The 24,531-nt window shown below is 68.7% G+C and carries 22 protein-coding genes and 1 pseudogene; 10 read left to right on the forward strand and 13 right to left on the reverse strand.

What is annotated here, in order from left to right; all coding sequences use genetic code 11:
• Positions 1-88 precede the first annotated feature (88 nt).
• Positions 89-937 carry an alpha/beta hydrolase gene (locus ACZ7MF_RS35300; protein ID WP_471482265.1) on the reverse strand — a complete coding sequence of 283 codons (849 nt, stop codon included), beginning with the start codon at positions 935-937 and terminating at the stop codon, positions 89-91.
• Complete coding sequence (locus ACZ7MF_RS35305; protein ID WP_471482266.1) at positions 934-1,626, reverse strand: tryptophan 2,3-dioxygenase family protein; 693 nt, start codon at positions 1,624-1,626, stop codon at positions 934-936. The genes ACZ7MF_RS35300 and ACZ7MF_RS35305 overlap by 4 nt, the downstream gene beginning before the upstream one ends.
• A 289-nt stretch (positions 1,627-1,915) precedes the next feature.
• Between ACZ7MF_RS35305 and ACZ7MF_RS35310 the strand changes: the two genes are divergently transcribed.
• Positions 1,916-2,116 carry a hypothetical protein gene (locus tag ACZ7MF_RS35310; RefSeq protein WP_361014936.1) on the forward strand — a complete coding sequence of 67 codons (201 nt, stop codon included), beginning with the start codon at positions 1,916-1,918 and terminating at the stop codon, positions 2,114-2,116.
• Positions 2,117-2,148: 32 nt separating this feature from the next.
• Entirely contained in the window at positions 2,149-4,455 is a 2,307-nt protein-coding gene (locus tag ACZ7MF_RS35315; protein ID WP_471482267.1) for a TOMM precursor leader peptide-binding protein, read from the forward strand.
• A 78-nt stretch (positions 4,456-4,533) separates the two neighbouring features.
• On the opposite strand, the gene ACZ7MF_RS35320 is transcribed toward ACZ7MF_RS35315, so the two are convergent.
• A complete protein-coding gene (locus ACZ7MF_RS35320) occupies positions 4,534-4,869 on the reverse strand; it encodes an EthD domain-containing protein (RefSeq protein WP_471482268.1) in 336 nt (111 codons plus the stop codon).
• Positions 4,870-4,936: 67 nt separating this feature from the next.
• Between ACZ7MF_RS35320 and ACZ7MF_RS35325 the strand changes: the two genes are divergently transcribed.
• A complete protein-coding gene (locus tag ACZ7MF_RS35325; RefSeq protein ID WP_471482269.1) occupies positions 4,937-5,311 on the forward strand; it encodes a MerR family transcriptional regulator in 375 nt (124 codons plus the stop codon).
• Between the two features lie 663 nt (positions 5,312-5,974).
• Here ACZ7MF_RS35325 and ACZ7MF_RS35330 read toward each other — a convergent pair.
• Positions 5,975-6,721, reverse strand: a complete 747-nt coding sequence (locus ACZ7MF_RS35330) for an alpha/beta fold hydrolase (protein ID WP_471482270.1) — start codon at positions 6,719-6,721, stop codon at positions 5,975-5,977.
• Positions 6,722-6,814: 93 nt separating this feature from the next.
• Here ACZ7MF_RS35330 and ACZ7MF_RS35335 point away from each other — a divergent pair, with 93 nt between their 5' ends.
• Positions 6,815-7,357 carry a TetR/AcrR family transcriptional regulator gene (locus ACZ7MF_RS35335; RefSeq protein WP_471482271.1) on the forward strand — a complete coding sequence of 181 codons (543 nt, stop codon included), beginning with the start codon at positions 6,815-6,817 and terminating at the stop codon, positions 7,355-7,357.
• Between the two features lie 477 nt (positions 7,358-7,834).
• Here the strand turns inward: ACZ7MF_RS35335 and ACZ7MF_RS35340 are convergent, their stop codons facing one another.
• The gene (locus ACZ7MF_RS35340; protein ID WP_471482272.1) at positions 7,835-9,595 is read right to left on the reverse strand and encodes a CocE/NonD family hydrolase; all 1,761 of its coding nucleotides are present in this window, start codon (positions 9,593-9,595) and stop codon (positions 7,835-7,837) included.
• Between the two features lie 255 nt (positions 9,596-9,850).
• On the opposite strand from ACZ7MF_RS35340, the gene ACZ7MF_RS35345 reads away from it, so the two are divergent.
• Positions 9,851-10,567, forward strand: coding sequence for a TetR/AcrR family transcriptional regulator (locus tag ACZ7MF_RS35345; RefSeq protein WP_471482273.1), 717 nt, complete (start codon positions 9,851-9,853; stop codon positions 10,565-10,567).
• Positions 10,568-10,760: 193 nt separating this feature from the next.
• Here ACZ7MF_RS35345 and ACZ7MF_RS35350 read toward each other — a convergent pair whose 3' ends face one another.
• The 5 genes from ACZ7MF_RS35350 to ACZ7MF_RS35370 all read right to left on the reverse strand — a co-directional run bounded on the left by ACZ7MF_RS35350 (position 10,761) and on the right by ACZ7MF_RS35370 (position 16,054).
• Positions 10,761-11,876: an FAD-binding oxidoreductase gene (locus ACZ7MF_RS35350; protein WP_471482274.1), complete on the reverse strand. Its 1,116-nt coding sequence runs from the start codon at positions 11,874-11,876 to the stop codon at positions 10,761-10,763.
• 312 nt (positions 11,877-12,188) lie between these two features.
• A complete protein-coding gene (locus ACZ7MF_RS35355) occupies positions 12,189-12,950 on the reverse strand; it encodes a MerR family transcriptional regulator (RefSeq protein ID WP_471482275.1) in 762 nt (253 codons plus the stop codon).
• Between the two features lie 151 nt (positions 12,951-13,101).
• The gene (locus tag ACZ7MF_RS35360) at positions 13,102-13,539 is read right to left on the reverse strand and encodes an HIT family protein (RefSeq protein WP_471482276.1); all 438 of its coding nucleotides are present in this window, start codon (positions 13,537-13,539) and stop codon (positions 13,102-13,104) included.
• Positions 13,540-13,562: 23 nt separating this feature from the next.
• A complete protein-coding gene (locus tag ACZ7MF_RS35365; protein ID WP_471482277.1) occupies positions 13,563-14,996 on the reverse strand; it encodes an amidase in 1,434 nt (477 codons plus the stop codon).
• 701 nt (positions 14,997-15,697) lie between these two features.
• Complete coding sequence (locus ACZ7MF_RS35370) at positions 15,698-16,054, reverse strand: WDGH domain-containing protein (protein WP_471482278.1); 357 nt, start codon at positions 16,052-16,054, stop codon at positions 15,698-15,700.
• A gap of 325 nt (positions 16,055-16,379) precedes the next feature.
• Between ACZ7MF_RS35370 and ACZ7MF_RS35375 the strand changes: the two genes are divergently transcribed.
• Complete coding sequence (locus ACZ7MF_RS35375; RefSeq protein ID WP_471482279.1) at positions 16,380-16,943, forward strand: GrpB family protein; 564 nt, start codon at positions 16,380-16,382, stop codon at positions 16,941-16,943.
• Between the two features lie 12 nt (positions 16,944-16,955).
• Here ACZ7MF_RS35375 and ACZ7MF_RS35380 read toward each other — a convergent pair whose 3' ends face one another.
• The gene (locus ACZ7MF_RS35380) at positions 16,956-17,321 is read right to left on the reverse strand and encodes a hypothetical protein (RefSeq protein WP_471482280.1); all 366 of its coding nucleotides are present in this window, start codon (positions 17,319-17,321) and stop codon (positions 16,956-16,958) included.
• Between the two features lie 254 nt (positions 17,322-17,575).
• Positions 17,576-19,465: a S9 family peptidase gene (locus ACZ7MF_RS35385; protein WP_471482281.1), complete on the reverse strand. Its 1,890-nt coding sequence runs from the start codon at positions 19,463-19,465 to the stop codon at positions 17,576-17,578.
• Between the two features lie 395 nt (positions 19,466-19,860).
• On the opposite strand from ACZ7MF_RS35385, the gene ACZ7MF_RS35390 reads away from it, so the two are divergent.
• Positions 19,861-20,514 (forward strand): GPP34 family phosphoprotein, encoded by a 654-nt coding sequence (locus ACZ7MF_RS35390; protein WP_471482282.1) that lies wholly within the window; start codon positions 19,861-19,863, stop codon positions 20,512-20,514.
• 496 nt (positions 20,515-21,010) lie between these two features.
• Here ACZ7MF_RS35390 and ACZ7MF_RS35395 read toward each other — a convergent pair whose 3' ends face one another.
• Positions 21,011-21,139, reverse strand: coding sequence for a hypothetical protein (locus ACZ7MF_RS35395; RefSeq protein WP_471482283.1), 129 nt, complete (start codon positions 21,137-21,139; stop codon positions 21,011-21,013).
• A 795-nt stretch (positions 21,140-21,934) separates the two neighbouring features.
• Between ACZ7MF_RS35395 and ACZ7MF_RS35400 the strand changes: the two genes are divergently transcribed.
• The 3 genes and pseudogenes from ACZ7MF_RS35400 to ACZ7MF_RS35410 all read left to right on the forward strand — a co-directional run.
• The gene (locus tag ACZ7MF_RS35400) at positions 21,935-23,482 is read left to right on the forward strand and encodes an MFS transporter (protein WP_471482284.1); all 1,548 of its coding nucleotides are present in this window, start codon (positions 21,935-21,937) and stop codon (positions 23,480-23,482) included.
• Between the two features lie 52 nt (positions 23,483-23,534).
• Positions 23,535-24,032 carry an FBP domain-containing protein gene (locus ACZ7MF_RS35405; protein ID WP_471482285.1) on the forward strand — a complete coding sequence of 166 codons (498 nt, stop codon included), beginning with the start codon at positions 23,535-23,537 and terminating at the stop codon, positions 24,030-24,032.
• A 98-nt stretch (positions 24,033-24,130) separates the two neighbouring features.
• Positions 24,131-24,422: pseudogene (locus tag ACZ7MF_RS35410) on the forward strand (IS982 family transposase); the annotation flags it as partial.
• Positions 24,423-24,531 lie beyond the last annotated feature (109 nt).

Genomic DNA, 24,531 nt, shown 5'->3' on the forward strand with positions numbered 1-24,531 from the left:
GCTGGGGCACGGTCTTCCGGCAGTCGCCAGCGTAGGAATCGTCCGGCCGTCCCGGCCACGCTGTTAAGCCCCGGCCGAAACTCACCGGTCAGCGGTTGTCGCGCACGGCCCGCAGCACGGCGGCGCCCAGCACCGTGCCGGGGTCCGCGAGGTCGAAGGGCAGGTCGAAGTGGTGGCGTCCGGGTACGACCAGACCGGTCACATCGGCACCGGCCGCCCCGGCGGCGGCCACGAACCGGTGGTGCTGGGCGGTGAACGCGTCGGTCTCGTTGTCGCCGAGAGCCACGACGAGCGGGGGGAGCCGGGCGGGCAGGCGGTGCAGCGGGCTGCACTCGCGGGCCTCGTCGGCGTCCATACCGAGGGCGTCGTTGACGTAGGTGTGCCGCAGGGGTTCCAGGTCGTATACGCCGCTGACCAGGGTCGCGGAGGCGAACCTCGCCGGGTGCGGACCGTCGGCGTCGAGGAGGGCGCAGGCGACGAGATGGGCACCGGCGGAGTGGCCGCCGAGGTGCACGGACCGGGGGGCCACGGGCAGGCGGGCCCGGCCGGTGCGGATGCGGCGCAGCGAGTCGCCGACGGCCGCGGTGATGGCGCGCAGGCGAAAGCGCGGAGCCAGGCCGTAGCCGAGCGCCGCGAAGGAGATCCCGGCGGCCGTGAAGTCCCGGGCGGCGAAGGCGGCTTCGGACTTGCTGAGTTCCTGCCAGTAGCCACCGTGCACGAAGACGAACAGCGGGGCGTGCGGGTCGGGCGCCGGGAACAGGTCGAGCCGCTGCTCGGGCCGGGGCCCGCAGGGCACGTCCAGGTGGACGGGGAGGGCGGCGCGGGCCCGGGCGCTGTCGGTGGCGTACCGGGCGAGGTGGACGTCCAGGTCGAGCACGCGCGAGCTGGGCGAGTAGTCCCGGTCGAGGGCGGCGCGGGCCGTGTCGCGCCCGGTCACGGCACCGGGGTCCACACCTCGGGCAGCATCCGGCGCAGGGCGGCACGCCACAGGTAGCCGGCGCCCTCCGACCCGGCGGTGCCCACGGCCGTACCGAGGAAGCGCTCGGCGAGCACGGCGTGCCGGGCCCGCCACACGGCCGCGGCCTCGTCGAACTCCAGGAGGGCGAGCCGCACCCGTTCGGCGGCCGGCCGGTCCGCGCACGAGTCGGCGAAGTCCCGGTAGGCCTCGGCCACCGAGCGTTCTCCCAGCCGCGCCCGGAGTCGGGCGCGGTCCGAATCGGTGAAGCCGCCCGTGGTCAGGTAACGGGAGTCGCGCAGGCCGCAGAGGAACTCGAGCTCGCGGAACTGCGCGGACTGGAATCCGCTCGCGTCGCCCAGCGCGGTCCTGATGTCCTCGAACGCGGCCGGGGTCAGCGTCGCGAGACCGTCGAAGTGCCGGGTCAGCGTGTCCATCAGCCGCGGCAGCGGGGCCGCCCTGCGCACGGCCCTGTCCGCGTCGCCCGCGTCCAGGGCCGCGCGGATCTCCTCCAGGTGGCGCAGGGCGACGGCGAAGAGGATCTCGCAGGACTGGTGCGTGGCCAGGAAGAGGACGTGGTCCACGTCGTCGTCATGGACGCGGGCGGCCCGCAACAGCTCCTCGAGCCGGAGCACTTGGCCGTAGGGCGGGGCGGCGGTCACGGCATTCACGGGGGCCTTCTTCCTCGTGTACGGAACCTCGTGCACGGAAGCCGAAAGGGGCGTCGTCCCGGTGAGCGTAGCCACGTGGCGCGGGACGGATCACCGTGATCAAGCGGAGCCTTAAAGGGCCACCTCCGGCCGCACGTGAATTCTTCATCTCGCAGTGATGAACCCGGCACTGTGCGCAGCGGGGCCGACTTCGCAGAATCTTTCCCGGAGCAGCACGGAGCACCACCGAGCACCACGGAGCACCTCGAGGAACAGAAAGACCCGTCGCACACCACCAAGGGATGAGGACATGAATCTGCTTTCCTCCGGCATTCAGCTGAAGTCCGCCGGTGCCGCCGGCACCGACAGCGCCGTTCCCGCCCGGTCCGCCCTCGTGATCGAGGAGCTCGACTCGGTGGCGGACCACATGGTCGCGCTCTCCACGTTCTGCATCCAGGCCGAGAGCGCCGTTCCGGCCGCCACGCGGAGAGCGGGACGGCTCGACGCGTGAATCTCTTTGACGCACGGAAGGACGGGTCCCCCGTGCTCGCTGAGCGGGACGGCGTCCTGGTGGGTTTCAAGAGCCACTTACGCCCCACGGTCCTGCCGGACGACGCGACGTACCTGGTGTCACGTCGCGGTGTCACGGCACTGCACGGGCACCCCGCGGAGGTCCTGGTGCCGCTGCTGGACGGGACGCGCAGCCCGCACGCCGTGCTGTGCGAGGCCGCCCCGGTGCTGGGCGCGGCGGACGCCGAGGCGGCACTGCGGGCCCTGGACGGTGCGGGCCTGCTGCGGTTCGACGAACCCGAACCGCCGGACACGGACCCGGCCGCCCAGGCGTACTGGGACCTGATCGGCCTGGACGGCGGCCGGGCCGCGGCCACCGTCGCGGGCGCCACCGTCGCGGTCGAGGCGCTGCCCGGGGTGGCGGGGGATCCCGTGGTGCGGGCCTGCCGGGCCGAGGGGATCGCGGTCTCCCCGCCCGGCGGCGACGCCGACCTGTCCCTCGTCCTGTGCGACGACTATCTGTCGCCCCAGCTCGCCGCGGTGGACGCGGCGCACCGGGCCGCCGGGAAACCGTGGCTGCTCGCGAAGCTGTGCGGGGCGGACCCGTGGGTCGGCCCGGTCTTCCGCCCGGACGACGGGCCCTGCTGGCACTGCCTTTCCGTACGGCTGCGCGGGCACCGCCACTCGGAGGTGCCGGTGCAGCGGGCGCTCGGGCTGGACGGCCCGCTGCCCCGTCCCGTCGCCTCGCTGGCCGCGGGCCGCTCCCTCGCCATCGGGATCGCCGTCCTGGAGACGGCGAAGTGGCTGGCCGGGGTGCGCGATCCGGAGCAGGGCCACATCCGCACGATGGACACGGTCCGGCTGCGCACCGCCTCCCATCCGGTGAGCCGGCGCCGGCAGTGCCCGGCGTGCGGGGATCCGGGGCTGGTCGCCCGGCGGGTGCGCGCTCCCTTCCGGCCGGTCTCCCGCCTCAAGGCCGTCACCGTGGGCGGCGGCCACCGGGCGCTGACGGCACAGCAGATGCTCGGCGCGTACGGTCATCTGGTGAACCCGGTGACCGGTGTCGTCAAGGAGATCAGACAGGCGCCCGGCTGCCCGGACTTCGTCACCTCCTACGTCTCCGGGCACAACCTGGCGATGGGCTCCGCGACGCTCGCCGGACTGCGCTCCGGTCTGCGCGCGCTCAGCGGCGGCAAGGGCCTGACCGAGACGGAGGCCCGGGTCAGCGCCCTCTGCGAGGCGGTGGAGCGCTACAGCGGTACCCGGCACGGCGACGAGCCGGTGGTACGGGACTCCTACCGCGGCCTCGGCCCGGCGGCCGTGCACCCGAACGACTGCCAGCTGTACGCGGACCAGCAGTACGCGCAACGGGAGCGCTGGAACGCGGCCCACTCCCGCTTCCAGCACGTCAGCGCCCCCTTCGACGAGACCCGGGCCACCGACTGGACCCCCGTCTGGTCCCTGACCCACAACACCCAGCGCCTGTTGCCCACGTCGATGCTCTACTTCGGCGGGACGGGGACGGGGACGGGGGCCAGCACGGAGCACGGTGCCGGTGAGGGTGACGGCCTGTGGGCCGACTCGAACGGCAACGCCGCCGGCAGCAGCCCCGAGGACGCTCCCCTCCAGGGTTTCCTCGAACTGGTCGAGCGGGACGCGGTCGCCCTGTGGTGGTACAACCGCACCCGGCAGCCGTCGGTCGACCTGGACGCCTTCGACGAGCCCTACGTGGAACGGCTGCGCCACGGCTACCGGCGCGTCCACCGGGACGTCTGGGTCCTCGACCTGACCTCGGACTTCGGCATCCCCGTCATGGCGGCGCTCTCCCGCCGCCTCGACAAACCGGCCCAGGACGTCATCTTCGGGTTCGGCGCCCACTTCGACCCGCGGACGGCACTGCGGCGGGCGCTGACCGAGATGGGACAGCTGCTGCCGGCGGTGTGCGACGTCCGGCCCGACGGGTCCGGGTACCGGATCGAGGATCCCGAGCCGAGACGCTGGTGGCGGCACGCCACGCTCGCCAACCAGGCCTACCTGACACCGGACCCGCGGGTGGCGCCGCGCGGCCCCGGGTCCTGGCCCGCCCCGCAGCGCCTCGACCTCCTGGACGACGTGCACGCCATCACCGAGTCGGTCCGCAGCCGGGGCCTGGAACTCCTGGTGCTCGACCAGCGGCGTCCCGACCTGGACCTGCCGGTGGTGAAGGTGATCGTGCCGGGACTGCGGCACTTCTGGGCCCGCTTCGCACCGGGCCGCCTGTTCGACGTGCCGGTGACCCTGGGCCGCCTCCAGCAGGCCACCGCGTACGACGACCTCAACCCGACCCCGCTCTTCGTCTGACCTCCGAAACACGGACGGGCAGAGCCCCGGCCAGGGCTCCACCCGTCCGTCCAGTCGGTCGGTCGGTCGGTCGGTCGGTCAGATGACCTTCTTCTCCTCGGTGACCATCACGGCCACCGAGTCCATGTCGATGAAGCGTGCTTCGTCGGGGTTGACCAGCGTCCGGTAGTTCTCGGAGGCGAAGAAGGCGTCGTGGTCCTCCCAGTTCTCGAACCAGATTTCCGTCAGGCCGTCGTAGGCCCGGGGCGGGTAGTTCCCGGCGGGGACCGGGTGGGACACGGTGTACTTGCGCACGTGGCGCTCCGCCTCCGGGATGGAGGTGAACAGCGGCGCGTGCCGGTCCCGGTGGTGCTCGACGAAGCGCTCGTACGACATTCCCTCGACACGGTTGATCATGAAGATGAGCTTCAGCATGGAGTTACCCTAAAAGCTCACATCAATGTCAGGGGCAAGTGCGTCAGCAGCACGTGAGGAGTTCGGCATGCGGATCGGTGAGCTGTCTGCCCGGACGGGAGCCAGCCGTCGGTCGCTGCGCTACTACGAGGAACAGGGCCTGCTCGTCAGCTCCCGCTCGCCCAGCGCACAGCGCCACTACGAGGACGAGCACGTCCAGCGGGTGCGTCTCATACAGGCGTTCCTGGCAGCAGGCATGGCCAGCGGCACCATCGCGGAGATGGCACCCTGCATGTCCGAGCCGACCGAGGACCGGGCGCGGCGGGCACTGGACATCATGGGCCGCGAGCGGGCCCGGCTGTCCGAGGCCATCGAGGGCCTCGCCGCCGCCAGGAACGCGCTGGACCACCTCATCCAGGACAACCAGGCGTACCTGGCACGGTCGGCAGACCACGGTCCGTGAACCGAGGACGAATGTGAAGACGGCGCAACCGTGTACGCCTCTCCGCCTGGTCGCGAGTCTCGACGACGACTTCCCACTGCCCCACGTCCGGCGCGGCGCGCGCAGCAGGCCGCTGGTGGCGGCAGACGAGTCGGGCTGTACGCCGGATATTCCTGGAGCACCCTTCTGACGTGCACTGCCTCCAGGACGGCACATCCTGGAGGCCTCGCCTGGAACCGATGGGAGGTCGGTTCCGGATGCCACCCGTGGTTTTCAGCGGGCCTGGGCGGCGTCCACGTCTTTGCGAGACGACCCCGACGTGACAGACAGCACCCACCAGCCACTCCCCCAACGACAACTCACCCCCCCTCCGCGGCCCCCTGGGCCTCTCCCGACCGTCGTCGGCCATGACGGCGAATTTCCTGACGTGCCCGGTGAGCCGGTCCAGGTCGGGATCGCGTTCACGGAGCCGGCGGAGCTTGTCCGTCTTCTCGTCCCGCAGGTGTTCGGGGTGGGTCATGATCCAGGAGGTGACTCCTCGGACCGATGGAGGCTTGGGCGGCCCCGGGTCTGGGTGCATCGCCTTCGAGGGCCGGCTCACCCCGGCCAACAACTGAACCTCAACCACCAAGAACAGCCGTTGAATTGACACACCCGAGGAACGCCGCCCACCGGTACCGGATGTCATGCGGGCCGGGAGTCCCAGAATCGGTTGAGTACCTCCGCGCCCCGATCAGGATCCTGGAGCATCCAGTAGTGGGTGAGGTTGTCCAGTTCCACTGCCTGTGCCCCGATTCGCATGGCCATATCCAGGTCCATCGCGGGCTGTGCCATCGGATCGCCGGTCGGGATCAGGACGAGCCCCGGCACCTGAGCGGGGCGGTCGAAGTCCTTGCCCCAGTCGGTGCTGAAGTTGGGCCAGGCCGAGCGGTAGAGCGTCAGGATGGCCGTGCTCATCTCCTCGTCGTGGACGGTGTCGACTTCCGTCGCCAGTTCGGCGCTCATCCCCCGGGGGCGAAGGAAGTCCCCGAAGCTGGGGCTGCCGGGGGTCCGGGTGCGCAGCGACGCGAGCAGTTCCTCACCCTCCGGGGTCTTCTGGAAGAGGGTGGCCGCCTCGTGCCACTGATAGTCGGGGTGCCAGCCGTGCGCGACGTCGGACACCCAGCTGCGTACCGGAACGTCGTAGGCGGAGACGATCCGCATCACCAGGTGTGCACCCCAGTCGTGGCCCACGAGGTCGACGGGCTCGCCGAAGGCGCGCAGTTCGTTCGCCAGCCAGTCGGCGTACGCCTCCTTGCCGTCCAGGTGAGCCGGGCGAGGGCTGCCGAATCCGGGCAGCCGCAGGGCCGTGGTGGGGCGGTCGATCCGCCCCCGGAGGTCGTTCCAGACGGAGGGCGTCTCCGGTACTCCATGGATGAACACAACGGTCATGACCGCTCCTGGCGAAGTGAAGTGGATTGGTTATCGACTTAACCGTAGCACTAATCTGATAGGTTATCCACATAGGTACGCGAAGGAGGGATCATGAGGTCGGATGCCGCACGCAACAGGCAGCGGATCTTCGATGAGGCCCGCGGCGCCGTCATCGGCGGGGAGACAGCGCTCACCCTCAACGAGCTTGCGCGCAGGGCGGGCGTGGGGGTCGGGACGGTCTACCGGGTCTTCCCCACGCAGCGGGCCATGCTGGAGTCCGTCCTGGAAGAGGCGGTCCGAGAGCTCATCGATGCGGCGGCCGCAGCCGTCGGACACCCCGTTCCCGCCAAGGCGCTCGTTGACTTCCTCCGCACGGCGCTCCTGACGGCCCTGGCGCAACCGGGCCTCACCGACGTACTGATCACCGGGTCCGACGAGACGGACTCTCTGCACCGGGCCAAGGGAGAGCTGGTCGAAGTCACCTCCCACCTGCTCGCACGCATCCGCCCTGCCCCTGCCCTCACCGGTGAAAACCTGCTCAAGCTCCTGTGCGGCCTGATCCACGCCGTCAGCGAGCACCCGGCGGAGCGGCAGGGGGACGCGATCGACAACTACCTCGACATCCTCCGGGTCGGCATCGCACCCACCCTCTGACGACCGGGGCTGTGGGCGCGAGCTGGGCCCGAACTCGGACGTTGGGCCGGAGGCTGCATCGTGCCGCTCGTCATGCAGTCCTCTTTGACGTGGACGCGAAGGCGCTTCGGAGCACGGCGGGCTTATCGGATGCCCGCCGGTCACCGCTCGGCGCACGGACCGTTGGCACACGCGCCCGAGCGGGGAAGACGGCGACTGTTTCGCAGCGATTCGAGGCACTGGTCGACGCTTCCCACCACGTCGGCGAGGTGGTGGACGCCTTCACCGTTGGAGGTCGAGGAACTCCGTGTACGGCGAGCGGCCATCGAGCGGCTGGATCAGTTCGACCTCCGAAGATCCCGTCCTGATGAAGCCGTAACGGGCAGAGAAGCCAACCTGGGCGGATGGGCACGGGTATCCCCTCGGTTCGATGAACTGAGCTGTTTCCGACCTGTCGTTCGCGCTGGTCGGTGGGGTGTCGGTGGCGGTGTGGCGTCCTCAGCGCCGCGCACGGGCCGGGGGCACCGTGAACGCGGCTGGGCCGGGCTTCAGCTGCGCCGCGTTGATCTGCATGAAGGTGTCGAGCCACGGCGCCCGGTCGCCACCAGTCGCGATGTCTTCAGCCGGGTTGTCCAAGGTCAGCTGGAGACGGGCGTTACTGATCCGGATCTTTTGCTTGGAGGGGGTGTCGAGCCAATCGCCGGTCCGCACCGAACCGATCTCCACGGCGAGGCGGTGGCCGGCCCGCAGGGTCCAGTCGGTCGACTTCAGGCCGATGTCCAGCCGGTCCCGGTCCAGCCGGGAGACTCGCTCGTCGAATGCGACAGCGTTGCCGTCCTCGTCCACGTCGTACAGCGTGACCAAGACGTTCCCCTCACCCTTGGCCGTCATGGTGATTCGGGGCGTGCCGGTGACCCGGGTGGCCGTCCCGAGAGGTCCGGACCAGACGATGAAGCTCGCAGCGTCACGACCGGCACCCTGTTTCGCGGACGTCGGCTGCGAACCCGCTCCGCTGTCCACGTACGAGCCGTTGCCGAGACGGAGGTTCGCGGAGCGGTTCGCTGTGGGCCAGGACTTCTCCGCGCGCCAGTTGCCGAGGTTGTCCTGGACGGCGTAGTTCGGGAACTGGCTCTTCGGATCGATGCCCTTGAGGTGTTCGTCGAAGAAGGACAGTGTCTCCTTGAACCAGGTCGCGCGGCCCATCGCGAGCTTCCCGTCCTGCGTGTGCTCATTGCCGCGTACGTGGTCCCAGGGGCCGACCCAGGCCCGCTGGGGGCCGCGGTGATGGTCGAGGAACTCCTCCATCCCCACGGGCAGGGTGTTGGTCTCGGCGGTGCCTTGAGTGAAGAGAAGCGGAGTGGCGGTGTCCTTCGCCTTCCTGGCCGGGCTGCGGTCCTTCCAGTACGGGTCGTCCGGATCACCGATGGAGGGGCCGAAGGAGTTGAGCACCAGGCACTCGGGGTGCTTCTTCTCGTATGCGGCGTTGGTCCGGTACCGCTTGTCCTCGTCCGGCAACTGGGCCAGGCCGGCAATGCGGTTGTAGCTGGTGGGCAACTGGACGCTGTTCGGGCGGGGCACGCCGTTGGAGTGGAGCTGCTGATACAGATCCCAGATGGGCTCCTGGGCGACGACGGCTTTCAGTGCGTCGTGTTTGACGTTGTTGCCGAGGAGCCCGGTGTAGGCGTCGAAGGATTTTCCGTACATTCCCACCGCTCCGGTGGACCAGGGCTGACTCGCGCTCCAGTCGATCGCGGCCTTGACGTCGGCCTGGTCTCCGGGCCCGCCGAGGTCGAGACATCCGGTGGAGCCGCCGAAGCCGCGCGTGTCCACCATGACGAAGGCGTACCCCTTGTCGAGCAGGTCGGTCCCCTCCAGGAGGTCCTGAAAGCGCTCCGAGGGACCGGCGTGCTCCTCCTCGACCTCCATCTCCCCCGAGTGACCGAAGTACGCGCCGGCCGACATGATGACGGGCACCTTCGCTCCCTCGGGGAGCTTCTCAGGAAGCAGAACGTCGGCGTGCAGCTCGGTCTTGGAGCCGTCCGAGGAGGGGAAGTAGTGCTGGGTCCAGCGCGCCCCCTCCGGCACCCGCTCGTTCTCCTCGTGCGTGACCGAATCGGCGGCAGTGGCGGCGGTCGTCCTCCCGGTTCGGCCGCCGTCGGTTGCCTGGTCCGGCGCGGCGACGGCTGCCCCCATGAGGCCGCAGGTCAGAGCGCAGGCCGTGAGCACGGCTGCGGCGGTGGCGGCTGGTCGTTTCCTCATGCGGCACTCCGGAGCTCGGGTAGGGATGGGCTCGGAAGGGGATCACTCGCTGCGCAGGTCGGCCTTGCACGGCGAGCGGCAAAGGCCACCGCGCGGCGGGACCCCTCTGTCACTTAGCGACAGTGTCACTAAGTGACAGGCATGGCAAGTGGATGCGCTTGAGTCCGGATCGAAGCACGCGCACCGGCTGGCATGCAGCGTCACTTAATGTCAATATGGCACTGAGTGAGCGTGATGGTGAAAGGGTGGCGAAAGATGACCGACGACGTGGTAACGACCGAACGCAGCCGTGGCGGGATGAGCGAGCAGCGCCGCCGTCGTGTACGTCTGGAGATCTCGCGGGAGGCGGCACGCCTGTTCTGGGCGCAGGGCGTCGACGGCACGAGCGGTGACCAGATCGCCGAGGCGGTGGGCCTGTCGACCCGCACCATCTGGCGTCATTTCCGTAGCAAGGAGAGCTGCGCGGAGCCGATCGTTGTGCAGAGCGTGGAGTGGGAACTGGCTACTCTGCGCAGTTGGCCGCTGCACCGCTCTTTGGAGGAGCACTTCGCCACGGAGGCGAAGCGGTTGGTCAGCGAGATCAGCCCTTCGGAGCAGGCCGATGCCGGGCTGGGCGTCAAGATGATTCGATTGGCCGAGACCGAACCGGCCCTGCGCACGGCCTGGCTGATGGCCTGCGACCAGGTGGAACGCGAACTGGCAGCGGTCATCGCGACTCGCCTCGGACTCAAGCCCGACGGCCTACAGGTACGTCTGCACGCCGCGGCCGCCGCGGCCGCCCTGCGAGTCATCAACGAGTACGTCGGAGCCGGCCTTCTGGACGGCACCGATCCGCGGAAGCTCGGTGACGAGAGTTTCGCTTTCATTGCGGACGCTGTCCGCACGGCCACCGGGGGCGCCGTGGGCGACCCGGTCCAGGTCGACGAGGCGCCCGCCGCGCCGGACGAGGGCGCCGTCGATCGACAGGAGTAAGCGGTGCCCCCTGAGCGGCACACGCCGATGGACTCAGCCACGGAGGCAGGAGGGGACACGGCCGCTGCTGCACGTACTGTGTACGCCGCTCAACCGCCGATCTCCCCGGGCACGACAACGCCGTAGCGCCCATATGAACTCTGTGGCCCAGGGCGCTATTTCGGCCAGTCCGACGAAGACCCGGGCTCTCTGATCACCCGTCGGACGGCCCCCTTGGTGAAAGCCCGAGGCCAACGTGGCCGATGTCCGACGACCCGATGCCGTTCTCCGGCGGGACCGCCGGCACCCCCCGATGCTCCGGTTCCACGCCTGACACGGGCCGGGAACCGGCGTCCGCACTCCCGCTGGGGAGCGGCGTGGCGGCGAAGACGGAGTCCGGGTCGACCGCAGACTTCACGGCCAGCAAACGCTCGGTGTTCGGCCCGTAGGACTCCGCGACCTGGTCGGGAGTCTCCGGCCCCAGGAAGTTCACGTGGCCACCCGGCAACGAGAACGGCTCAAGCACCGCGTGGAACGCTTCCAGCCAGCGCAGGTGCTGGGACCTACCATGGCCGGCTCCTGCGTTGCCCTTGCCTTCGCCCTCCCACAATGAGATCAGCTCGACCATCAGGTGCGGTTCGCGTCGGCCGAAAGCCGTCGAGCCGAGGGGCAGGCGGGCGGCGGCACCATGGAACTGATGCCACACGATCGCGGAGAACGGTGAGGTGAACTCCTGGGCAGCCCGGTCCAGGACGGTCGCGATGGAGCCGGAGATGCTCTGGACGGTGCGCGTGCGAATCGCGCCCATCCGCCCGCCCGACCAGGTCGGCGCGACGTACACCGTCGGCTTCCCGTCCGGGCCGGGAAGGAACCCCACGTCCACCGTCAGCTCATCCGGACAGTCCTGAAGGATCCCACCGAGGTCGGCGAGAACGTTGGCGCTCTGAACGATCGGGTACAAGATGGTGCCCGACACGACTGTCGGCACGGGGTGCAGACGGATCAGCGCCGAGGTCACGACACCGAAGTTGCCGCCGCCGCCCCGCAACGCCCAGAAGAGGTCCGGATGATGGTCGGCGTCGGTGTGCACTCGTGAACCGTCGGCCAGGACGACTTCGGCGCTGAGCAGGTTGTCGGCCGCGAGCCCGAACTCCCCGATCAGGGGGCCGTATCCGCCGCCGAGCGTGAGGCCGACCATGCCGACGGCGCCCGCCGTTCCGGTGACCGCCGTCAGGCCCGCCCGCTCGGCAGCGGATACGACGTCGGACGAGAGTGCCCCGCCACCTACCGTCGCGAAAGGGCGGCCGGTGTCGACCTGAACTCCCCGCATGTCAGTCAGATCGAGAACCAGTCCGCCGGGACGGAACGCCCGTCCCCAGAAGTCATGACCCCGCCGCGTACCGAGATCGGCACCCCATGGTCGCGAGACGTGCGTATCGCGGCCTGCACGTCAGCGGTGGTCGCGCACCGCACGACGACAGCAGGACGGACATCGACCGCTGAGTTGGACAACGCCACTGCTTTTGCGTACTCCGGCCCGTTGGTGAGCACACGCCCCGCAGGGATTCCGGACCGCAGCTCAGCCAGCAAGGCAGTGCTGACCGCGTCGCGGGCATCTGCATGGGGCCGGAGACCGGCGCGGTCAACGAAGTTCGGTAGCGTTCCGCCCCGGTCGTGGCTGGGTGGACTCGTCCACGATCACGTGGGTCCGGTGCAGAACGTCGAGCTGCGCCGGGTTGTACAGCTCACGCAGGACCGTCTCCATGGTCTCTCGAACGAATTTCTCCCCCCTCGGGGAGTCCGTGTACAGGTCGGGCAGGTCCGGGTGGTCCTGCCGCAGCCGGCGCAGGTAGGGCACCATCCGCTCCACGAGGTCTTGGCGGATGGGCTCGCCTGCGTCAGCGGGCAGTTCGCCGAACTCCCGGTTGATCGGGTGAGCAGGCAGATTGCGGACCAGTGCACCGTAGGCTTGCAGCTGCTCCCCGTTCATCAACCGGGTCATGACCAGCAGGAGCGAGCGGTCGGTCTCGGACAGGGCCGTTGCTTCGCCGGGCGTGAGTTCCCTAGGCAGGTCGGCCGGGGCACGCAGGTCGATCAGTGCCGCGAGTTCGAGCCGGGCCCGCTGCAGCCGTTCGATGGTCGCGGCCAGCTCCGCGTCAAGCGTGCGCAGTGCCTGCCCGGGGTGCTCACCCTCGTCCACGGTCTCCGCGATCTGGTTCAGCGAGAACCCGAGATCGACCAGACGCTTGATCCGCAGCAGGCGGACCAGGTGCGGCACGCCGTACTGTTTGTAGCCGTTGGCGCGGCGCTCGGGCTCCGCCAGCAGCCCGACCTCGTGGTAGTGCCGTACCGCCCGCAGGCTGGTGCCGGCAAGTTCGGCGATCTCCCGGGTACTCCAGCTCATGATTCTCAGCCAACACGGTGCCGCTACGGCACAGTCAAGTCCTGGCTCTGGCTCTGGCTCTCACGATCGGCATCGATATCGGGACCGGGTTGGTGCTGTTCGGCTTCCGGCTCGCGGCAGCTGGGCATTGCGCGGTCGCGCGAGTTCCGGTTCACACTCCGGGGTCAAAGTCCCGTGCCTGTTCATAACCGAGTTCCAGCAGAGCGGCACGGAGCTTTGCTGCTGCTTCAGCCAAAGCTGACTGATCCTGCTCCTGCTTGGCCTTGCTGAAATCAAAGTCTGACATGTCCCAGACCGGCGCGACATGTATGTGCAGATGCGGCACCTCAAAGCCTGCGATGACGAGGCCGGCACGCGGAGCGTTCCAAGCCCGCTGCACCCCTTGCCCCACGGACTGGGCTACCTCGAAGCAACGCGTCAGAAGGGTCCCGTCAGCGTCCGTCCACCGGTCGACCTCACGCCGCGGCACAACAAGAGTGTGACCAGGGCGCAACGGAGCGATGGACAGAAAAGCGACGATTTCCGGATCCTGCCAGACGAAGTGTCCGGGCAGCTCGCCAGCGATAATGCGCGAGAACACGGTAGTCATACGTGAAATTGTCCTTAGAGACGTCAGGCCGCGGACGGCGAATCGGGCAACGACGGCCAGAGATGCGCCCACGGCTGCGCCCGCTCCAACTGCGCGGCCAGTGCCAGAAGCTCGGGCTCCGAACCCGGGCGTCCGACGAACTGGATGCCGAGCGGCAGCCCACTCGACGTCCAGTAGAGCGGCACCGACGACGCCGGGCGCCCAGTCACGTTCGCCAGCTGAGTGAAGGGCGCGGGCTCAAGGTTCGCGACGGCCAGTTTCTCGACGAGGTTCATCCGCCCCAGCACACCGCCGATCCGGGCAGCCAGCAGCCCCCGTGCGGCGAGCCGGACCGGCAAGGCGAGATCGAACTCGCCGATCGGCCACGCCGGCCGGGCCATGGTCGGGGTGAGCAGCATGTCGTAGCGCTCGTGGAACGCGGCCAGCGCCCGGGTGTGCTGGTGCCAGCGGGACTGCGTGGCCAGATACTCCGGCGCCGAAAGGCTCCGGCCGATCGCAGCCATCATCCGGGTCTCGATCTCGAAGTCGCCCTCGGCACAGCCGGTGATCTCCCGTGCGGCCGTGACCTCGGCGGCGACCATCGCGAACCAGGCCGTGAGGAAGTCGGTCGCCAGGTGCTGCCCGTCGATGGCCGGGGCGGACTCCTCCACGACGTGTCCGAGTCCGGTGAGCAACTCCCCCGCATCCCGAACCAAGGCGGCGGCCTGCGGATCAACCGGTCCGCCAAGCGGGGACACTGTGCTCAGCCCGATCCGCAGCGGGCGTGGGTCGTCGACGACGGCCTCGGCGTACGGACGCTCCGCCGGAGCCGCCCGGTACGGGCCCTCCGGTGCGGAGCCGGCCAGCACGTCGAGCATCGCGGCGGAGTCACGGACCGTGCGCGACACCACGCCCTGCACCGCGGCGCCATGGAAGACCTCGTCGACCTCCGGCCCGGACGGGACGACGCCCCGCCCCGGCTTGAGCCCGAACAGCCCGCAGGCCGCAGCCGGAATCCGGATGGAGCCCCCGCCGTCGTTCCCGCCCGCGACCGGCACGACTCCGGCCGCGACGGCCGCCGCGGACCCGCCGGAGCTGCCACCGGGCGTCCGCGACGGATCCCAGGGGTTTCGGGTCGGGCCCCCCGCGACCGGCTCGGTTATCGCGCGAGCACCGAACTCGGGGGTCGCGGTCCGGCCGAACACGACCAGACCGGCGTCGAGCCAACGCTGTACCACCGTGGACGTCTCCGGGCGCGGGAAGCGTGCCAGCGATCGGTTCCCACTGCCGGTCGGAACCCCGGCGAGGTGCTGACCCAAGTCTTTGATCAGGAACGGGACGCCGGCGAACGGCCCGGACAGCGGGCTGCGAGCGCGGGCACGGGCATCGTCGTCGAGTCGGTGGCGGATCGCGTTGATCGTCGGCTCGACGGCGTCGGCACGGGCAATCGCCGCCTCGAGCAGTTCAACCGGGCTCACCGCCCCGGACTTCACCAGCTCGGCCAGCCCGACGGCATCGTGCTCCCGGTACTCAGCCCAAGTGATAGCCATACGAGTGCTCCCATCAGAGCGAAAGGGGCCCGGTCCGAGGCATGTCCAACGTCACGACGCCTCGGCCATCGGCGTCCCGGCTACGACCTCGCGCAGGTCTCGGTCGGCCGGTCACGACCGCGTCAGACACTGCGCAGCGATGTTGATCAGCCAGGGCCTGAGTCAACACTGTGCCGCGACGGCACACTCAAGCTCATGGATAGCGGGATCACCCCACACGCCGAGATCTGGGCGCAGCGCCGGAGGCGGGCACGCGGTGACGGTCGGGCCGACCGGAGGCAGAAGGGGTGCCCGGCTGCCGGGCCGGGGTAGGCCCGTCCGCCTTCTTCCAATGCAAGTTGACGTCGTCAGCGGGCTGCGGCTGACGCGCGCCATTTCACGCGGTCCGGCCTTCCCGGCCCCGACCTGGCGTCTGCCCCTCACGTCGTCCGCGACGTACTCGCGCAGGTTCTCGGACATCGGCGTCCGACGACCCGCACCGCGCCACCTCGACGGCCTCGACCTCTACGGAAAGTCGGCGGCGGTGAATAGGTGGGCGCGGCGCTCGCGTGGGAGGTCGGCGAGGGCGGCGCCGGGGATGCCCTCCCTCCGCGATCATGTCGAAAGCGGACTGCCCTATCGGCGCAGCGTCATCTCGCCACGCTCGTGGATCCATCCCCACTGAGGAGAGTGCGCAGCCGGCGAGCTACGTCGGTGGTGCTGTGCCCGTCCCACACGGGCGCCGTCTCTACCTCGGGCACGTCACCGAACAACGACCAGCTATTGGCTCGGTAGTGATTGCTGACCTGCCCCGTGGGGAGCTGGGCCACGACTATGAACCAGCCGCCCCCGAAGCATGGTTCACCGTCGTGGTGCTTCCATGAGCGGACGACGGGGTACCTGGCGGCCAGCCACGCCCGGACTGCGTGTGCGTGGTAGAGCAGCCTGAATTCGTACAGCTCGTCGAAGGTGTGGAACCCGTCGGAGATGCTGCCGGTGTCGGTCATTACAGGCTCCAGATCGCGTAGAGCCCGCGGCGCGCGCTTCGCCGCTGACACGCGGCGGGTCTTGCCCACCTTGCCGGGCACCTCGACAGCCTGGCCGGGCTGAAATGGTCAGCCTGATAACATAACTCAGGCCAGACTTCAGTGCAAGTGTTGTCTGCCTAGAGCCGCTGGCGCCGACCTGGCCCGCCTCAGGGTCCTGTTGGGTCGCGCGACGCAGGTCCCGATCCGCCGAGCCCGCGTTTCGACGGCGAGGCTCGACGAAGCCGCCAACCGCAGCCCCGTCGATCGAGGTGGTGAACTGGCGCAAGACGTAAAGGACGTGTTGGTGATGAACAGCAGCAAGCCTCGTCGGCCGGACGTCACGACGGTCGAGATCATCGGTGGTCCAGAAGCACTCAAGGTCGGCCTTGGCAGCTATGACGCCCGGTGGGCGGAGGTCTATCTGCATCACCGGCGTCGGATCCTTGACGCCTTGGCGGCAGTGGACGTCGATGTCGAGCACATTGGATCGACTTCGGTTCCAGGCCTTGCCGCCAAACCGATTGTCGACATCGTCGTCGCGGTGGCCGACATCACAGCAGAGGAGGACTACCTCGACGGGCTGTTGGCCGCAGGTTACGAACTGCGGGTTCGCGAGCCAGGACATCGGCTCGTGCGTACGCCGACTCGCGACGTTCACGTGCACGTATATGAACGAAGGGACGCAGCGGTGCACGAGTACCTTCTCTTCCGTGACCACTTGCGCGCCAATGCAGACGATCGCGCCCTGTACGAGAGTGTCAAACGAGCTCTGCTCAGCCAGCAGTGGAACGACATGAACGACTACGCCGACGCCAAGAACGACGTCATCCTCGCGATCAAGACTCGAGCCAGGTCAGCTCGCCAATGACGCGGAATGGCGTCACGGGTTTGTGATCCGTGAATCTGTTCGACTGGCGACGCCTACGTCACCGGCGCAGAAGTCACGGACTGTCACCGTCGCCTCCGACAGGTCCCCGGACGTGCGATAGGTACGCGGCGCGATCTCCCCGACGCCCTCCGACAGATCCTCCTTCTCCGGGTGTGCCACCACGCGGTAGGTGCCGTTCGAATAAGTTCGCGTGTAGTTGCCTCGATCGCGGCCAGCGCCGTCTTCGCCCACTTCGGGCACAGCGAAGGCCAGGTATCTGTCGATGGCCGAGACGATCAAGGCCCGGGACTCGTCGACCGCCCGGTCGGGCTCCAGGGTCTGGCGCAGCCGCGAGACATAGGTGCGCAGCACGGGCACGGCCGCCGGCGAAGCGCAGGGAGGCTTCGGTAGCTTTCCCACATCTCGGCTATGGCTGCGCGGGCTCCGTTCCGGTTTGCTGTGTTTCCCCAAGGCGCTCGCGCCTCGCGCTTCCCGCTGCCGCTTCCCGTAACACCTCCGCAGCTGCTGGACAGAGCATCCGCCAATGGCGGCCGCGGAGAATGCGGCCTCCGGGCTGCGGGTCCTCACGGCTTTCCTTACCCGACCGCCTACCGCCACGGCCCGGACGACGGCTACGTAGCCTCCCGGCCGTGTCCGAGATGCTCGTACAAGAAGTGCTCCACTGCGTGGTACACGGCGATCAAGTTCTCCGGGTTCTCGATGGAGTGCCCTTCGTCCGCCATGAGTATGTACTCGACGGGGACCCCACGTGCCCGGAGAGCCTGGACCATGTTGTCGGATTCTGCCTGCGCTACCCGGGCGTCGTTGGCGCCCTGGGCGATGAACAGCGGTGTACGGACCTGGTCCACCTGGCTGATCGGTGAGCGGACCAGCATGTCGGCCTCCTGCTGCGGATCCGCAGGGTCGCCGACCCAGCGGAACCAGTTGGCGGCAAGGGCCGGCCGGACGAATTCCGGCTGGTTGCGCAGGAAGTTGGCGAGGTCAGAGACCCCGAAGATGTCCACAGCAGCGGCGAAGACATCGGGTGTGAAGGTGACTCCGACCAGTGCCGCATAGCCCCCGTAGGAGCCGCCCACGATCGCCACCCGGTCCGGGTCCGCGTATCCCTGCTGGATGGCCCAGTTCACACCGTCGATCAGGTCGTCGTGCATTTTGCCGGCCAACTCCCCGATGCCGGCCTTCATGAACGACTTGCCGTATCCCGTGGAGCTGCGGAAGTTCACCTGAAGCACCGCGTAGCCCCGGTTGGCCAGCAGTTGGACGAGAGGGTTGAACCCCCAGCTGTCTCGGTCCCAGGGACCGCCGTGCACAAGCAGGACCAGCGGCAGCCGGTGCGGCTCTGTCCCGATTGGCAGTGTCAGGTGGGAGGGGAGCGCGAGACCGTCCCGAGCGGTGATCGTCACCGGTGTCATCGGTGCCAGCTGCTCGGGATCCAGGTGGCCAAGGGGCCGGAACAGTAGGCGGCTCTCGCCCGAGGAGTGGTCGTAGAAGTATGTGGCCCCGGGATCGCGGTCGTGGGTGAAGCTGACGACCCACCGCTGCTCGCTCTCGTCGGACGAGATGTGGGCCAGGTCGCCATCGGACAGATTCCTCAGGTTCTCCAAGACCTCGGCGAAGTGCGGGTCCAGTGCGTTGATCACCAGTCGTTCCCCGAGGTAGCGAACTCCGATGAGCTCGCCGGTACGTCGGCTGAAGATGAGCGGCGAGGGCAGTGCGGGAAAGACACGGGCTCGGGTGTCCAGGTCGTACTGCGGGTGGGAGTCGACCTCCGTCTCCTCGCCGGTTTCTGAATCCAACCGGGCCAGGCGGAGTCTGTCCGAGCCCCGGTTCGAACCGAAGAGAACGCCGGCGTCGGCGGTAACTTCCAGCGGATAGACGCCCAGCGGATAGTCCGCACCGTCGAACTGCGCGATGTGGCGCAACGTCTGCGTGGCCTCGTTCCAGCGCGAGAGGTTGAGGTCGCCCTGTTCGGTGACGTCGCTGGTGAAGGGGTCTCCGCTGCCGCCATAGAAGAAGGTGGTGGCAGCGCCTCCGGTGTTCTCCGCGAGGGTCCGCAGGTCACCGGTGGCGATGTCCAGCTCGAAGAGGTCGAACGCGGCGGGGTTCCTGCTGTTCGAGGAGAACACCGCCTTCCCCGGCCGAGCGGCGGGCAGCTTCAGATCCATGATGCGTGCGCCGGAGAAAGGGGTCAGGTCAGTAGCCCCTGCGTCCGGGTCTTCGAGATCGACGCGGTACAGGTGCCGGTTCTCGTCGCCCCCCTGGTCCCGGGTATAGAGCAGCCATCTCGGATCGTCGGTCCAGTGATAGCTCAGCAGGTTGCGGTCCTCGGAGGTGACCCGTCGCGCGTCCCCGGGCGCGTCGACACTCTCGATCCACAGGTTCAGGTGGTCCCCCCAAGGAGCCAGGTACGCGATCTTGGTGCCGTCCGGCGAGAGCGAGGCCCTCGAACGGACGGGAGGGGCAAAGAACTCCTCGACGCTGATCGGCTTCGGCAGTGCCATGTGGGTCCTTCCTGTGGCTGTCCCGGACAGCGAGTGATGGGGCCCTGATGATGGTCGCAACTGAAGGCTGTCACTTAATGACAGTGTCACTAAGTGACAGAAATGGCAAGTACACCGACACCCGGCCGCCACGGGCCGTCGATTGCGGCCCCACCTCCCCTGAGTGACCGCTCGACCAGCACTGAAGTCGTGGCGCAGGTCACATGCGCGAGGGGTGGGCAATACTGTCACCAAATGTCATTATTGCAGTTAGTGACACTTGGTGAGATCGCGCAAGATGGTTTTCGGAAGCGTTGACGGCGGGGGCCGGCGAACCCAACATGCCGTCAACGACCCTTGTAGATCGCGCCATTCAGGTGGAACTGGTCTTGTTGCCACGTATTCAAGGAGTTCACATGGATCTCACGCTTCCGCAGCAGATCTACCTGTGTGCCTACGCCTTCAAGAAGAACAAGTTTCCGGCTACTCTTCTGCAGTTCCGCGGGCAGCGGCTGCGCGCTGCCGCCCTGGCCGAGCTAATCCTTGCGGGACAGGCTGAGACCGACGGGCGCCAGGTTCGCGTACTTGGGGACCAATCACCGACGGATCCGTTTCTTGCCTCTGTGTGGGAAGAGCTGCACGCGAGGCCGAAAAAGTGGATGGCACTGGTGCACAACACCGCGCACAAGGCGGAGAAACCGGTGGAAAACCAGCTGACGGCTGCTGGGATTGTCGAAAAGAAGACCGGCCGCACCTTGAGTCTGCTGGGAGGGAGCAAGGTTGTCTTGCGGCGGGAAGAGGAGGCCCGAACTGTGCAGCAAGCGTTGCGCACGCGGGTCACCACCACTGCCGACCCGTCCACTCTGCCCCTGGCGCAAGTGGCACTGCCGGTGATCGCCCTGGAGAGCGACGCGACCATGGGGGTCGTACTGAACCGTTCCGAGCGCCGCAAACACAAGGATACGCTTGAGGAACTCGCCAAGAAATTCGATCGAGAAATTCCGGGCCTGCGCAAAGCCCTGTCAAACTCGGTGCTTTCCAGTCGGTCTGTCGGCGGCGGATGGAGCTGAGCAGGACAAACCTAAAAATGCGCACGTCCGCAGGCCAACAAGAGGAAGGCGTCGTGGATTTCGAGACGTCGTTCCCATCGGACAGCGAAGCGTTTGAACTGGTGGAACAGGGCGAAGGTCTACCCACAATTACCGTCAGCGACCGGTGAATTCGCCACCGGTGAGCGGGAACCCATCACGCCGCAGCGAGCTTTCCTCGCCGTCTGGCCGACGTCACCGGAACCGCAGAACCGCAACCGTCCATCTCGTACTGGGGCGAGCCTTGCGCTGCACCGGGGACGGTCGGGGCGCCCTGGGGGCCGTCAAACGGCTTGGCAGTCCACGGCGGGAGCAGCGGTGAAGTGGCCCACTCGGCGTCGTCCAGCTCGATCACGCGGATGAATTCGACGAACTTGCGCGGCGTATCGAGGGTGACGACTGCACGTGGCGGATGTGGCCTGGTGGTCGACCGCGCTGTGGCCGGCCTCGAGGTGCGCGGCGCACGTCGGCGATGGTCCTACAGCCGATCGTGACCGCCGCCGTTGCCCTTGGCCTCAGCGACCCGCAGCCCGTCGTAGGTCGCTTCCCACCGGGGACCGCCCTGCAGTTCGCAGGCGGCGGCGAGGCCCTGCACCATGGACTTCATGTTGGACAGACCCGCGCATCGAGCAGTCCTTGCTCACGGTGTTCAGCCGAGCGGGCGACCGGCTGGGGCGCCCCAGCCCCATCCGTTCAGGTGACGGCGGATCGCCTGCCAACCCTTACCGCCTTCTTGTGGCCCGTGGACTCTCTCGACTGCGGTCGAGGTCTGCTGCCGCGGCCTCAGCATAGACACTCGATCACCCATGCTTGGTGCGTGTGCGCGGGGGCGGTCGGTAATTCCGGTCGGCGCGGTGGCTTCGATGGGATAAGGTGTTCGGGATTTCGCGCGGCAGGTTCTCTGCCGCCCCGCTCGACGCGCTCGGCGTCGACACGCACCGCGTGCCCTACCCGGAAGGAGGCGAGAGACATGGACCGTGCTGAATGCGTTGCGGCCATAGTTGCCTCCGGCCGTGTGCCCTCCCTCCTCTGCGGCGCGCGGTAACTCGTCCCCCTTTTTGTTTCTTGTTCTCGGCATCTTCCTGAGATGCCGCGTCACGAGATGTCCTGGTCTGCGCGATTCGTCGCCGCGCGGGCCGCGGGAGCGCGCGCCCGAAGACGGGCCCTTCTTTTGCTGGTCACCGTGATCTCGGCGCTCTCCGCCTCACGGCCAGCAAGAGCGCCGGCGTAACTGACACGCGGCTAATGAGGCAGGCCCAGGCCCCGGGTGCTGTCCGCGGTTCCCGCTGCCCCACCGCCATGCCGTGTCCCCGTGCTGCGTACCCCGGCCCGTCGTCACCACCGCGACCGTCCCTGGCCGGCTGTCTCGACAGCACTTCGACACGAAACATGCGTGATCGCCATGAGCAAGAAACGTCCCGGAGGGGAATCCCTCCCGTCCGCCCCTTCCACAGCCACCGACCGTTCCCCGGACCGCGAGATTCCCGCCGCGACTCCCCCGTCGGCACCGGATCCGAAGCGCTGGTGGGCGCTGGCCGTCATCGGCCTCGCCCAGTTGATGGTGATCCTTGACGGCACCGTCGTGAACATCGCGCTGCCCTCCGCCCAGCACGCTCTCGGCATGTCGGACGCCGACCGGCAGTGGGTGATCACCGCCTACACGCTGGCCTTCGGCGGGCTGCTGCTGCTCGGCGGCCGGATCGCCGATCTGGTGGGCCGCAAGCGCACCTTCGTCATCGGCCTGGCCGGGTTCGCCGCGGCCTCCGCGCTGGGCGGCGCGGCGACCGGTCCCGGGATGCTGTTCGCGGCGCGGGCGCTGCAAGGTGCGTTCGCGGCGGTCCTGGCGCCCTCGGCCCTGTCACTGCTGGCTACGACGTTCACCGACCCCAAGGAGCGGGCCAGGGCGTTCGGGGTCTACGGTGCGCTGGCCGGCGGCGGCAGCGCGGTCGGGCTGATCGTGGGCGGTCTGCTGACCGAGTACCTGAACTGGCGCTGGTCCCTGTACGTCAACGTGCCCATCGCGCTGGCCGCCCTGCTCGGCGCACCGGCCTTCCTGCGCGACCGTTCAGGCCGCCGGGGCGGGCACCTGGACGTGCCAGGCGCGCTGCTGGGCTGCGGCGGGCTCGTCGCCCTCGTGTACGGCTTCAGCGAGGCCGAACCCCGCGGCTGGACCAGCCCGTCCGTGCTCACGCTGCTCGTGGCCGGCGTGATCCTGCTCGCCGCCTTCGTGTGGTGGCAGAGCCGCGCGGCGAGCCCGCTGCTGCCGCTGCGCATCGTCAGGGACCGGGTCCGGGCCGGATCGCTCGCGACGATGGGCCTGGCCACCATCGGCATGTTCGGCGTCTTCCTGTTCCTGACGTACTACCTGCAGGTCGTCCTCGGCTATCCACCGGTGCGCACCGGCCTGGCCTTCGTGCCGATCTCGGCCGGGATCGTCGTCGGTGCGACCCAGATCGCCGCCCGCCTGCTGCCCCGCACGGCCCCGCGCACCTTGATGTCGACCGGCATGGTGCTGGCGGCCGCCGGCATGGTGCTGCTCAGCGGCCTGACCGTGCACGCGCAGTACGTCACGCACGTGCTGCCCGCCCTGCTGCTGCTCGGTCTGGGCATGGGCCTGACCTTCATGCCGGTCTACGCGACGGCCACCTCCGGTGTGCCCGCGCAGGATGCCGGCGTGGCCTCGGCCGTCCTCAACACCGTTCAGCAGATGGGCGCTTCGCTGGGCACCGTACTGCTCAACACCATCGCCACCAGCGCCACCAGCCGTTACGTCCACGCGCACGCCCACGATCCGGGCCACGACAGCGCGGCCCTCGACGAAGGCATGGTGCACGGCTTCTCCGTCGCCTACTGGTGCTCGGCGGGCGTCCTGCTGCTCGCCGCCCTGGTAGCGGGCCTCACCGTGCGGCACAGGCCGTCGAAGCAGGCCGGAGAAGACGCACCGGCCTAGCGAGCGGCGTCGTGTCCGGCCACCCTCCACCGCACCTCTCGAAGGATCCTTCATGAAACCCCTGACCGAGCACGACATCCGCACCTCGTTCGTCAACTGCTCGAAGGGCGCGGCCAAACGCCTCCCCCTGCCCAAGAACCTGGCGGACCTCGACCACTGGGACGACCTGGACTTCCTGGGCTGGTTCGATCTGTCCGCGCCCGATCGCAGCTATCTCGTCGTCGAACGCGCCACCGGACTCGTCGGCCTGTCCCTGCGCTCCGCTTCCGGCAGCCGCGGCTTCCTGCGCCGCAGCATGTGCTCGCTGTGCCTGACCACGCATCCCGGCAGCGGCGTATCCCTCACGACCGCCCCCAAGGCAGGCCCGGCCGGCCGCGCAGGCAACTCGGTGGGTCTCTACATCTGCGCGGACCTGGACTGCTCGTTGTACGTACGGGGCAGGAAGAAGGCGGCACCGGGCGGGCGCATGGAGGAGTCCCTCACAGTCGAGCAGCAGATCGAGCGCCTGCGCGGCAACCTCGACGCGTTCGTGGAGCGGATCTTCCACTGAGACCGACAGGGGCTCGACGGCCATCGTCGCCGAGCCCCTGTCCACTCCTTGAACCCGCCGTCTCCTCGCGGCTCCTCCGGTCTGACGCGCCGGACGCAACGCCGACCGGAATGCCGCTCCTGTGAGCGCCGGCGAACCCGAAACTCGACGAACGCGAAGTGCTCCAGGCCATGCTCGACTTCGAGAATGACCTGGTCATGCGTGGGGCCGAACTGCTGTGGCCTCGTTCGAGCGGGAGAAGAAGCGCAAGGGCGAGGGCCCGCTCAAGTCGATGCGGCACTGATCGAGCCCGTGAACGTCACCCTCAAGGGGCACTTGGACCTGGAGCACCACGGCGGACGGACCTTCGAAGGTGTTGCCGTCCGTGTCGCCCAGCGCATCCTCGCCATGGGTGTGCCATCTCATGAGGTTGATGGGGTGTCTGGTACCTGTCCCTCCCAGCGCACCCGACTCCGGCACGACGCACAGCACTTGAGCTCGTCGGGGTGGGGCCCCGAGG

The organism is Streptomyces sp. NPDC111628 (assembly GCF_055635195.1).